7 protein-coding genes are annotated in these 12,683 nt (G+C 64.7%); 6 read left to right on the forward strand and 1 reads right to left on the reverse strand.

The window, feature by feature from the left end:
• Positions 1 to 73 precede the first annotated feature (73 nt).
• The 6 genes from RW112_RS16415 (at position 74) to RW112_RS16440 (ending at position 11,492) form a co-directional block, all read left to right on the forward strand.
• Positions 74 to 2,797 (forward strand): helix-turn-helix transcriptional regulator, encoded by a 2,724-nt coding sequence (locus RW112_RS16415; protein WP_317782787.1) that lies wholly within the window; start codon positions 74 to 76, stop codon positions 2,795 to 2,797.
• 2 nt (positions 2,798 to 2,799) lie between these two features.
• On the forward strand, positions 2,800 to 5,499 hold the full coding sequence (locus RW112_RS16420) for a helix-turn-helix transcriptional regulator (RefSeq protein ID WP_317782788.1): 2,700 nt from the start codon (positions 2,800 to 2,802) through the stop codon (positions 5,497 to 5,499).
• A 534-nt stretch (positions 5,500 to 6,033) separates the two neighbouring features.
• Complete coding sequence (locus RW112_RS16425; protein WP_317782789.1) at positions 6,034 to 7,464, forward strand: nucleotide sugar dehydrogenase; 1,431 nt, start codon at positions 6,034 to 6,036, stop codon at positions 7,462 to 7,464.
• 65 nt (positions 7,465 to 7,529) lie between these two features.
• Complete coding sequence (locus RW112_RS16430) at positions 7,530 to 8,537, forward strand: dTDP-glucose 4,6-dehydratase (RefSeq protein WP_317782790.1); 1,008 nt, start codon at positions 7,530 to 7,532, stop codon at positions 8,535 to 8,537.
• An 80-nt stretch (positions 8,538 to 8,617) separates the two neighbouring features.
• Positions 8,618 to 10,594, forward strand: a complete 1,977-nt coding sequence (locus tag RW112_RS16435; RefSeq protein WP_317782791.1) for an S-layer homology domain-containing protein — start codon at positions 8,618 to 8,620, stop codon at positions 10,592 to 10,594.
• Between the two features lie 133 nt (positions 10,595 to 10,727).
• A complete protein-coding gene (locus tag RW112_RS16440) occupies positions 10,728 to 11,492 on the forward strand; it encodes a hypothetical protein (RefSeq protein ID WP_317782792.1) in 765 nt (254 codons plus the stop codon).
• 10 nt (positions 11,493 to 11,502) lie between these two features.
• On the opposite strand, the gene RW112_RS16445 is transcribed toward RW112_RS16440, so the two are convergent.
• Positions 11,503 to 12,546 carry a chitinase gene (locus RW112_RS16445; protein WP_317782793.1) on the reverse strand — a complete coding sequence of 348 codons (1,044 nt, stop codon included), beginning with the start codon at positions 12,544 to 12,546 and terminating at the stop codon, positions 11,503 to 11,505.
• Positions 12,547 to 12,683 lie beyond the last annotated feature (137 nt).

The following is a 12,683-nucleotide window of genomic DNA, read 5'->3' on the forward strand; positions in this document are numbered from 1 at the left end:
CTGGTGCCCGCGGGCGTGCGAGCTGGTTAATTTGGGGTACCAGGAATCGCTCGTAATTACAGAGGTCTCACTCATGTTGACAGCCGATAATGTGGCCAGCTCGCACGCCAACAGATCCGCCGGAATGACGCGGGGTGCCGCCTGGCCATTGATCGGTCGAAAGCAGGCGGTCAGTGACATCACCCGGGCCCTGGCGGAGTCCACCGGCGGAGTCCTGGTGACCGGAACGTCGGGAACCGGGAAGACGTTCCTGACCACCCACGCGCTGAAACAATTCCGAGACGATTCCCTGGTTGTGACGCTTCGGTGCAGTGCCGCCCTTTCCCGTTCACCCTACGGCGCACTCAACATGCTGTTGAGCGACCTGGAGCCGGGGTATTTGAACCATCCGGTGCTTGTACTGTCCGGCCTCATGCGGCTCCTGCGCGAACGGGCCCACGGGAAGACCGTTTACCTCTTTGTCGACAACGCAGGCGAAGCTGATGAACTGACGGCCGTGACCATCGCGCAGTTGGCCCGCAACCGTGCAGTCCGCCTGGTTTTGACGTGTTCCGATCCGCTGCGGTTGTCGGCGGAAATCTCGGGACTGTGCGACGGCGGGTTCCTCACGCGCGTGAACCTCGAGCCGCTGTCCTTCCGCGAGGCCGTCAGCTGGCTCGAAGAAGGCCTCAGCGCCAAGGTTTCGCACTCGGCCGTCCAATCGCTCTGGGCCGCCAGCGACGGCAACCCGCACTACCTCAAGATGCTGGCCATGGAACTTGCCGACTCCGGTTCCCTGGTTGTCCGGGACGGGGTGTGGGTCCTGACGGCGGACCACCATGTCCACGGACGGGCCATCACCGACCTCATCGCCACGCGGCTCGGGCGGATGGGCGAGGCTGACCGGAGGATCCTGGAAATCCTGTCGCTGGCAGAAACGCTGCCTTTGGATACGTTGCTCACGCTGGTGGACGCCGATGACGTGGACGCACTGGAAGAACGCGGGGTCCTGGCGGTGGAGGACTCCCTGCCCCGCCGCGTCAGGATCCAGAGCCAGTTGGTGGCCGACGTGGTGCGGGAAAACGTGCCGCCGGGCCGGAGCAACGAACTCCGCGAAATGGTGCTCCTCGCAGCGGCCCCTTCACTCCGGACGCCTGCCACGGAACTGCCATTCGCGGTCTGGGCCCTTGACTGCGGTGCCTCGCTGTCACAGGAAGAATCCCTGTCAGCCGCACGCCTTGCCAACAGGCGGCTGGATGCGGCCCTCGCACTGCGTTTCGCCCGCTCCATCCCGGGCCACGAAGCACTTGCCTCGGCAGTCACCGAGGAAGTGCTGGCGCTGATGACGCTCGGCGAGGTGGATGAGGCACTGGACGTGGTCCGCCGGCATCGTCAGGCGGCGCCGGAGAACGCCGCGCTAGCCGAATGGATCGGTCTGTTGCTGGCCGAAAGTTCGGTGTTCCTGGCCACCCCGGACGCCTGGCAGGAAGCCGCGGGTTCCTTGGCCAAGGCGCGGAAAGTACTTTATGAGGACACCTCCGGTCCGGCGGCCGGAATGCCTGCACCGGAACTCCGGCGCATCCGGGAACAACTGACACTTGCCGAGGCCGAAGCCGCCAGCTACGCCGGAAGCTACCGTGAGATGGCTGCCACCCTCGCAGAGGCGTTGGACAATGTTGAGTTCCACAGCGCGGAGTTCCGTCTCCAGGCAGGCAGCTGGCTGTGTGAAGCGTGGGCAGTGACGGGACGCCAGACGGAAGCCGCCGAGCTCGCCGAGCAGTTGAAGTTGCAGTGCTTGCGGCCTGAGATCCCGGTGGCGATCGCGCAGTCGGTGATCTCCCGGCTGCGCTTCGCCTACCTCGTGGCCGGCAGATGGGATGAGGCGGCAGAGGCCCTGCCGACTGAGGACTGGCTCCCGTCATCTGTCATCTACCGGCGGTTTAGCGCGACGGAGGTTCCGGAAGCGATCTGCGCCTGCATGCAGGGGCGTGGACGGGACGGGCTTGACCTGCTTGTTCCCGGGATCAGCCAGTTGCGGATCCAGGACACCGACGGCATCCTGCCCCTCGCCTGCGCTGCGGCTGCCTACGCATCGGCACTGCAAGGCGAGCGCGAACGGGCACTTGGGTACCTTGCAGAGACGGAGTCCGGTTCCAGGCGGAAAACGTGGAAGGTCTCCCGCGCGGAAGGCTACTTCACGGCACTTGCACGGGCGGAACTGGAGGGCTCCCGGACGGGAATTGAACAATTGCTGCGCATGGCGGAGGACGACCGTGGTTCCGGAAACGTCGGACATGAGCTGCTGTGCCTCAGCTCGGCTGTCCGGCTGGGGGAGGCAGGTGCGGCGCCGCGGCTTCTGGCCAGTGCAGGTGACAGCCAGGGCCCCTTCGCGGAACTGTGCGGGCAATACGCCAAGGGCGTTATTTCAGGTGAAGCCGACGAACTCATGGCGGCCGCAAACCTTGCAGCCAGGATGCACAACGACAGGTTTGCCCTGGACATCGCCGAGTCGGTGCTGAACCTCGACCAGGCGCGGATCGAACGGAGCCTGGTCCGGCAGGCCAAGCACTTGGCGGAGACCTGCCGAAGGAGGTTGCGGACCCCGCAGGACGGAAACCACGACCGGCTCACGCTGACGGCCCGCGAACTCCAGATAGCGCAACTCGCCGCCGCCGGAGCGAGCAACAAGAGCATTGCGGCCCAGCTGCACGTTTCGGTGCGGACCGTGGAGGGCCACCTCTACCAGATTTACGGCAAGCTAAAAATCGAAGAGCGCTTGGAGCTTCCGGTGGCCCTTGGAAGTACAGGAGATGACTAGCCATGAGTGAAACCACTATCACGGCAGAGCGGCTGATCGGGAGATTCGGCATGGTCGCGTCGGTTGTCGACTGCCTCCTGGACACCAATGGTCCCGGGGCGCTGATTCTGGGCGACGCCGGCATTGGCAAGACTGCGCTCACCAACGAAGTCATTTTTGAGCTTGGCAGCCGGATCCGGACGTTTTACGTCTACGCGGGTCCGTCGCTGTCGGAGGTTCCGTACGCAGCCCTGGCGCCCCTGCTGACCGCATTGACCCCCGGACAGACCGACCAGCCGCGTGCCGTGCTCAAGGCGTTGGTCACTGAACTGAATCCGGAGGGTCTGAGGGACCAGTCCCAAGCGGTGCTGGTGGTGGAAGACGCCCAGCATCTTGATGACAGCAGTGCAGCAGTCATCGCGCAGTTGGCGGCCGCGGAGGCCGCCCGGGTGGTGTTGCTGTGCAGGCCGCACCCGTCGCCGCCGCCGGAGGTGCTGCAGATGTGGTCCGAGGGCCTGGTGGACCGTTTCGAATTGCAGCCGCTGAGCAGCGAGGAAGCCGACGAGCTGTGCACGCGGGTGCTCGGCTCGCCGCTGGTGCCCAGCGCAAGCGCGGTCCTGTTCAGGTCATCCGGCGGCAACCCGATGTTCCTGCTGGAACTGATAGCCCACGCCAAGGCGCGCGGCCACCTGCTGCAGCGAAACGACACGTGGGTCCTTTTGGGCGAACCGGGAGCAGCCACAGTCCGGCTGATGGACCTGGTCAGGAACCAGATCATGCAGCTGAACCCCCAACAGCGCCAGGCCCTGGAATCAGTGGCGCTGGCCGAGGCCATCCCGCTCAGCGTCCTGCAGCGTGCCAGCGACAGCCACGCCGTCGATGAGCTCAAGGAGCTTCAGTTCATCGCAATCTCGGCCGACGCCGCCAGGCATGTCCGCCTGGCGCAGCCACTGATCGGGGAAGTGATCAGGCAGCTTGTCCCGACCGCCCGCAGCGTCACCATCCGGCGGCGGATCGTCGACCTTCTGGATTCGAGGCCTGAGACCCTGGACGGCAGGCTCCGGCATGTCACGTGGGCCCTGGAGTCCGGGGCTACGGTCCCTGACGCCGACATCCTTGAGGCCGCCCAGTTGGCGAACCGCCTCTTCATCCCTGACTACGTGGAACGCGTAGTGGGTGCCATCAGGGAGCCTTCCCTCAAGCTTGCGGCCCAAGTGGAGCTGGCCCGCGCCAAGCTGTATGGCCGCGATCCCATCGGAGCCGGCCTGTGCCTCGAGGGCGTGGTGGAACAAGCCACCGACCTGCGCACGGTCCGGCAGGCGTCGATGCTGGCAGCCCAGCTTGCAGCAGGCAAGCGCAACGGACCGGAGTCCGTGCTGCGTGCGGCCGATGCATGGGCAGAAGCCGTCTCCAGGCTGGAAGCGGCCAAGTCCGGCTTCGATGCGAAGGAACTGGAGACAGCACGGCTGGGCAGCAGGCTCCTGGCTCTGGAGGGTTATCAGGCGGCAGGCCGCCATGTGGAAGCGGAGCCGGAACTACAGCAGATCTGGGAGACGACGGACGACGACGAGTCCCGGCTTCTGGCCGGAACGTTGCTGGCAGAGTCGCTGGCACTTACGGGACGCGCCGTGTCCGCATTGCAGATAGTGATGGTGGTTGAGGACATCCTTGCCGACAGCGGCGACCGGCGTCTCGAATATGCCGAATTCGTGATGCGGCGCTATCTGCTGGCGTTGCTTCATGCCGGTGAACTCGACGTCCTTGACAAGTACCTGCAGAACCACATCGCGCAGGCGTCGAATTCCCTGATTTACTTCGGCGGGATGCTGCACCTCGCGGCGGGCGCGGCTGACCTTCGCCGGGGGACTATCGCGGCCGCGCTGCCAAAATTGAGCCAGGCTGCCGAGGTGCTGCGTCTCTCCGACGCCGGCGGCGACCTGCCCGACGCCCTGGCGGCCACCGCATACGCGGCCTCCATCCTCAACCGGACAGAAACCGCCAAGGCGCATGCCGAGGCCTATGACGCACTGCTGCCGGACCATCGCCATGCATCACTGCTGGGGCAGGCATACACTGTTGCGGCGCTGGCTGAACGCGTCGGTGTTCCGGCCGCCGTATCCAAGCTAACGGCTCTGGCCGACGCGGCGGCATCCTCCGGATTCCTCAGTTACGAAATGGAGATTCTGTCCCTTGTGCTCCGGCTGGGCGACCTTTCCGTCGTCCCGCGCCTGGCTGCGACCGCGGAGGCCTGTGAGGGACGCAGCGCGGAATTCCTGGCCGCTTACTGCCGTGCCCTCGCTTCCAAGGACGTCAACCGGCTCGTGGAAATGAGCGACGCCGCAGCACGGGACGGTTTGGACCTTTCGGCAGCGGAATGCGCTGCCCATGCCCTGCGGATACTGGAGACGCGCGGAGACAAACCCCGTCAGTTCGAGGCCCAGAAACTCGTCAAACAGCGCAACGCGGCGCTCAACAAAACCGGGGGTTCGGCGGCCGAGATCCCACCGGATCTGCACAAGCTGACGCGGCGCGAACAGGAAATTGCCGCCCTTGTCCAGGCCGGGGCCAGCAACCGGGAAATAGCCCTTCAGCTGGGGCTTTCGCTCCGGACGGTGGAAGGCCATCTGTACCGGATGTTTGCGAAACTGGGCATCAGCCATCGGGAGGACCTGGCTTTGGTCGCCTACGGCGCCCGCCACGCCGGGCTGCACGGGACGGCCTGACCCGGCGCCGCTCAACCCGGTGCCACTTACATGGCGCCACCTAACATAGCCGCCCTCCGCCAGCAACGGCCGCCAAGCCTCCGGTGGCCTGGCGCGATCTTGTCGCGCCCGCACGCCGGACCGCCCCCTGCATTCTCCGGCTGCGTTCATGCGAGTACCGATGCGAGTGGTAGGGGCGGAACGGGCGGGTACCACCCCGTTCCCCTCAGTGATGCACCCGTAAAGACGGGTAGAGCCCACTCGCGCCCCCGCAGGTCGTTGGTTAATACGCTGTAGCTTGTTGGGCCGCAGGCATCTATTGGGGAAAGTAGTGGGTCTTTAAATGCATCAACCAGCTGACACTTGGCTTCCGGAATTTCATGTGGTTATCCACCTGGAACCCTCCTCCAGGGCGACCAGCATACCGCCAATCGCGGGCACCCCATTCGAGCCGGCGACGATCCGGGCAGCGTCTTCTGAGACCAGGATCTGCCAGACTTCGTCGCCGGCTTTCTTACAAACGGGACAAATCGAACACCGGGAGGTCGGTTTAGCATGACACCGAACACCAAACTGAAGACCCATAAGGCCGCGCTGACCAGGGCCGAGCTTCCACCGCTGCTGGAGGATTCCAGGGAGTGGCCGGAAAATGGCTCGACGGCGCCTGAGCTGGCCGGGACCGTTGAATCTGAGTCTGTGGCGAACGACGCAGACGGCCAGGACCACACGTTCACGTTCGACGTCGCAATCGTCGGACTGGGCTACGTGGGCCTGCCCACCGCGCTGGCCATCAACGCCTCCGGACGGCGGGTCCTGGGACTGGACGTGTCCGAGAACAGGCTGGCGATCATCCGGTCCCGGCAGGCAGACCTGCTGGACTCGGACAAGGTCCGGCTGGGTGAGGCGCTGGAAGATCCGTCGTTCATGATCAGCACGGACCTCTCATTGCTGGCACGGGCAGCAGCAGTGGTGGTTTGCGTCCCCACCCCTGTGGATCCTTACCTGGTGCCCGACCTCGGGATCCTTCGGGCGGCGTGCGCCTCCGTAGTCGAATTCGCAGTACCGGGCCAGCTGCTGATGCTGACGTCCACCACCTACGTGGGCTCCACCCGGGACCTGCTGGCAGTGCCGCTGGCCGCCAAGGGCCTGATCCCCGGACGGGATGTGTTCGTGGCGTTCTCGCCGGAACGCATCAACCCCGGAGTAGATGCTTTCTCGCATGAGGACGTTCCCCGGGTCGTGGGCGGCGTAACGCCGGCTTGCGGTGAAGCCGCAGAGGCGCTGCTCCAGGCCAGCACCAAGCTGGTGCACGTCGTGCCTTCCGCCGATGTGGCCGAGATGACCAAACTCGTCGAAAACACCTTCCGGGCGGTGAACATCGCCCTGGCCAACGAGTTTGCGGACATCTGCCACGAGCTGGGCATGGAGGTCATGGACGTCATCGATGCTGCCTCGACGAAGCCTTACGGCTTCATGCCCTTCACTCCGGGTCCCGGCGTCGGAGGCCACTGCATTCCCTGCGACCCGCACTACCTGCTGTGGCAGCTGAGGAAAGCCAGGGTTACAGCGCCAGTTATCGAGCACGCCATGGCAGGCATCGCCGGAAGGCCCCACCAGGTGGTGGAAAAGGCCCGCCGCATCCTGTCGGACCGGAACCACGGAATCAAGGGCGCCCGTGTCTTGCTCCTCGGCGTCGCTTACAAACCCGACGTGGAGGACCTCCGCGAGTCGCCGGCCCTGGAAATCATTGCCGCAATGGTGGCCGACGGCGCAGTCGTCGCTTACCACGATCCGTGGTGCCCCACCGCTCCCGACGGCCAGGGAAGCGCCTTGGAGTCGCTGGAGGATCCCTCGGACTGGGACGCCGATCTGGTCATCCTTCACACCAGGCACTCCGAGATGGACATCGACTGGCTGCGCGACGCGCCCGCCGTCCTTGACACCACGTACCGGCTTCCGGCCGGAAGCAACGTCACGCGGTTGTGAATCAGGGTCCTGGTTCCAGCCAGTGATTCCAGCGGCCCCGCTGAGCTCAAAAGAAAGCAGGAGAAGTGAAAACAGCAATCACCGGCGGAGCCGGCTTCATTGGGAGCCATCTCGTGGAGCACCTCCTTGCGGCCGGGGACACCGTCACCGTACTGGATGACCTCTCAACCGGGCGCCTGGAAAACCTGAGGGCTGTCATCGGCCACCGGGATTTTCATTTCGTGGAAGGCAGCATCCTGGACCGCGAGGCGGTGGACAAGGTGGTGGCCGGCGCAGACAGGGTCTTCCACCTGGCGGCCGCCGTCGGCGTAAACCTCATCGTGGAGCACCCCCTGGAGAGCCTGCGCACCAACATCCATGGCACGGAAGTGGTGCTGGACGCTGTCCTGGAATCCGGCGCCACGCTGCTCCTGGCGTCCACCAGTGAAATCTATGGGAAAAACACCTCGGACAGCCTCTCGGAGGAGTCCGACCGGATCCTCGGCTCAGCGCTCAAGTCCAGGTGGACCTACGCTGCGGCCAAGGGCATCGACGAGGCATTCGCGCACGCATACTGGCGGCAGTTCGGCCTCCCGGTTGCGATCGTGCGGCTGTTCAACACGGTGGGCCCACGGCAGACCGGCCGCTACGGAATGGTGGTGCCGCGCCTGGTCAAGCAGGCGCTCGCCGGAGAACCGTTGACCGTCTACGGCGACGGACACCAGACACGGTGCTTCTCGTACGTCGGCGACATCGTCCCGGCCATCACCAAAATCTCCGAAGAGAAATCAGCCTACGGCAATGCCTACAACCTGGGCGGCAGCTACGAGATCTCGATCCTGACGCTCGCGCAGCGGATCGTGGAGCTGCTCGGCAGCGAAAGCACGATCACGCTGGTGCCTTACGAGCAGGCGTACGCCGAGGGATATGAAGACATGCGCCGCCGTGTGCCAAACAACGGCAAGGCGAAGGATCTGGTGGGCTTCGACCCTAAAACAACACTGGACCAGATCATCTTGAACGTGGCGGCTGACCACCGCCCGGTGAAAGCACCCGATCCGCTCGGGTGGAAAGTCACGATGGCGGCCAACTAGCCGTCCGTGAGGTGCCGCGCCGTACGGGGGGCGGCAACCGTCAAAAGTTATGTGCACCTTCGACGAAAGAGTTGAGTTCCATGACGCTTCTGCAACGCTCCACTGCGGCCTCAGAGCCCCGGCACAGGGCTGAAAGGCCTCCCGGCCGGCGCAAGGCACGCTGGCTGGCAGCTTCCACAACGGTGGCCCTGGCCGCCTCCCTGCTGGGGCTCACCGCCCCGGCCGCCAACGCTGTTGGCGAAACTGTCGTGACACTGACGTTCGACGACGCCAATGCCGACCAGATTGCGGCCGCGGCCAAGATCAATGCGCTGGGCATGCCGGGCACGTTCTTCCTGCCGTCGGGCTACATGAACCGGCCGAGCTATATGACCGCCGCGCAGGCCAAGGCCCTGCAGGATGCAGGTAACGAGATCGGCGGCCACAGCGTGACCCACGCTGACCTGGCTGCGGTGGGACCCGATGAGCTGAAGCGGCAGGTCTGCTCCGACCGGGTGACGCTGGCAGGCTACGGACTGGACATCCAGAACTTCGCGTATCCGTTTGCATCGTCCAATGATGCCGCCAAGGCGGCCGTGGCAGCATGCGGCTACAACAGCGCACGCGGCCTGGGCGACATCCGGAGCAAGGTGGCGGGATCCGAGGCCTTTCCGTTTGCCGAGAGCCTGACCCCGGGCGATCTTTACTACACCGGCGCGCCCGACCAGCTCGATGAGACCTGGACGCTGGCAGACCTCCAAACCCTGGTCACCCAGGCCAAGGCCAATGGAGGCGGCTGGGTCCAGCTGACCTTCCACCACGTGGGCACCGGCATCGACCCCGTCTCGGGTGTGAAGGATCCCCTGACCGTCAGCACGGACCTCTTCAACCAGTTTGCCGACTGGCTGGCAGCTGAGGAAACCTCACCGGCAAACGCTGCCACTCCGGTGCAGGTCAAGACCGTCAAGGAAGTCATTGGCGGAACTACCAAGCCCCTGGTGGCGGGCCCGCCGGCTCCGGCACCCCGGACCACCGGCAACCTCATCAAGAATCCAAGCCTTGAGACCCCCGGACTCAACGGGTCGCTGCTTCCGCGTTGCTGGCAGGGTGGCGGTTACGGAACCAACACCCGCACGTTCTCCAACGTTTCACCCGGCCACGGCGGCACAGCCACGGCTGCACAGCAGCTGGTTGTCTCGGGGTACGCCACCGGAGACGGTAAACTGCTGCCTCAACTGGACACAGGGGAGTGCGCTCCCAGCGCGATTCCCGGACACACCTATGTGGCCAAGGCCTGGTACAAGGCAGTGGGCGGTGTGACGCAATTCGACGCCCACTACCGCACGTCTCAGGGTGCTTGGGTCTATTGGACGTCCAGTCCCTGGTTTGCCGCGTCCGACACGTGGGTCCAGGCCTCATGGGAGAGTCCGGCTGTTCCAGCGGATGCCACGGCCATCAGCATCGGCCTGAATCTCTTTGCCAACGGCACCCTGACCACCGATGACTATGAGCTGTACGACAAAGCAGGCGTCAAGACGTTCACGGACATTCCTTCGACGTTCCTCTTCTACAACGAGATCAGCTGGATGGCGAACAACCTGATCACCACGGGCTACGCCGATGGAACCTTCAAGCCGGGGCAGACCTTGGACCGCGGAATGATGGCGGCTTTCCTTTACCGCTTTGCGGGAAGCCCGGCCATACCGGCCGGTCCGCAAAGGTTCCCGGATGTTCCAACCACCCATGATTTCTACAACGAGATCCAGTGGCTTGCCTCGCAGAACATCACCAGGGGGTTTGCCGACGGCGGTTACCATCCCTACGAGCAAGTCAACCGTGACCAAATGGCGGCGTTCATGTACCGCATGAACGGCAGCCCGGCGGTTCCGGCAACGGCCCCTGTGTTCCCCGACGTCGGACCCGGTAACGGCTTCTACAACGAGGTGCGATGGCTGGCTGCCATGGGAATTACCTTCGGCTTCGCCGACGGAACCTTCAGGCCCGGCGCATCCATCAACCGCGACCAGGTGGCGGCCTTTATCTACCGCTACAACCTGAACTTCCCCAAGGGCATGTAAGACGCCCGGGTAAGTCCCAGCACGGCCGGGGCGGCCGCGCAGTCGGAGGAATCTCCTGCGCGCGGCCGCCCTCGCCGCTGTTCAGTCCGGTACAGTCCGCAACACTGAAAATTCATCGGTTCGGGGGATCATAGTGAGGGACCCAGGCTTCAAGCGCCGCCGCTTCAGCGGCCTGTTGGCGGCCGTCCTGCTGCTGGCAATGATCGCCACGGCCTGCACGCCCCAGGAACCGAAGCAAAGATCACAGGGGAAGTACCCCTGGCACACGGATATTGTGGCCACCACGTTCTGGGTTGGCGAAGTCTTTGACCCCACCGCCTCAGATGGCAGTCAGGTCTACTCCACCTATGACTCGAAGTGGATGGAGAGCTACGGCGGCTGTGACGGCCAGCTCACGTCGGACGGCTGTGAGACTGAACCTCGGTCAAGTTCCAACGGCTACGCTCCCGCCAGCATGAAGCCCAAGGAGAACCCGTTTTACCTGGACCTGCCGTACGACGACATTAATAATGCCGCTGCCTTCCGTGAACGCGCCACAGTCATTCCCTGGGCCAACGACGAAGGCTACAAAGGCCAGGCCACCAACCGTTCCTTCAGTTACATGAAGAACCGCTGGGTGAAGATCCGCAAGGACGGCAAGGAATGCTACGGCCAGATCCAGGATGCGGGCCCGGGGGAGTACCAGGACAAAGAGTACGTCTTTGGCTCAAACGATGCGCGGCCGGCCAACAAGAAATTCAACGGCGCAGGAATGGACGTTTCGCCTGCCCTCAACGGCTGCCTCGGGTTCAGCGCGCTGAACGGACAAGCGGACAAGGTCGATTGGCAATTCGTGGACCGGCAGGATGTTCCGCCGGGCCCCTGGCTGAACGTGGTCACCACCAGCCAGGTGAGGTAGCAGCCGGCGGTCAGCCCATCCTGCCCGGAAGTCCGGATCCCAGGAGATCGGAGAACCTCGTAGTTCCCTGGTCCACGCCGCTGCAGGTGAACGTGGCGCTTTCCCCCTGCTCACCGGACGCGCAGGAAGCGTCGCGGTTGAGCGACCACATCGAGAGGCGTTGGACCTCCAACTCCACCGCGTAGTCCTTCAGGGCACGGGCCGCGTCCAGTTCGAAGATCTCGCCCGGCAAATCGTTGCGGCCGATCATGGGCGTTAACCCGATTTTCTTCCAGGTCTGTTCGCGGCTGAGGTTGATGCCGGCGCGCTGGTACACGATGCCCAGCTGGTCATGCGTTGCGTCCGCCGCGGCCTTGGCGGCCTCCAGCATGCTTTGGGAACTCCCGCGGCTGGCGCCGTAGTTCATGGTCATGATGTTGACGCCGGCCAGCTGGACGCCCGCCTGGAGCATCTGCTCCACTGCCGCGATGCCGGCATCGGTCAGGCCGCGGGGAGAAGCCGGAAGCGTTAACCAGACAGCGAGCTCTTTTCCGGAGGAATTCCGGTCACCCTGCAAGGCGGCCACTGCTCGTGCCCTGCGTTCGCCGCCGGCCTGGTCTACGAGATCGGCGCCCTCAAGATCGAAATCGACGAATGCCGGCTCATAGCGTTCGACCACATCCCGGTACGCAGTACGGAGCTTCGCTTCATCCCGGCACGTGGTGGCCAGTTCACTGTTCCGGGCGCCGCCAAAGGACACGGCGGCGGATCCTCCCCGGGAACGGAGATCCGAGAGCCGCTTCTCCAGGCCCAGGGCGCCGTTCGCCTCCTCAAGGCCGTAGGCTGCGCCCCAGCTGGCCACGCAGACGTCCTCAGGGGATGCGACGAGGAATGCCAGCACCACATCCCTGGTGCCGTCCGTCGCAGCCTCTTCGAAGTCATAGGGCGGCGAGACAGTGACGTCAACGTAACCGGCAAACCAGGTGGGTTGCGGGGCCCCCGTGGCCAGTCCGGACCGCCAGGCCCAGAAAAAAATGACGACGGCCAGGATGACGGCCACGGCCAGCCCTGTCATCAGCGGCGACGAAGGCCAGCGCAGCTGTAACCCCGAACGTGTGAACCGCCGGGCCAACCGCTGGACGGCCGAGCGACGGACGGGGGACCTGCCGGCTAGCCCCGGTACGGGGGACCCCTCGGCTAGCCCCGGTGGGG

Origin of the sequence: Arthrobacter sp. B10-11, assembly GCF_033142195.1 — a bacterium.
Taxonomy (GTDB): domain Bacteria; phylum Actinomycetota; class Actinomycetes; order Actinomycetales; family Micrococcaceae; genus Arthrobacter; species Arthrobacter oryzae_C.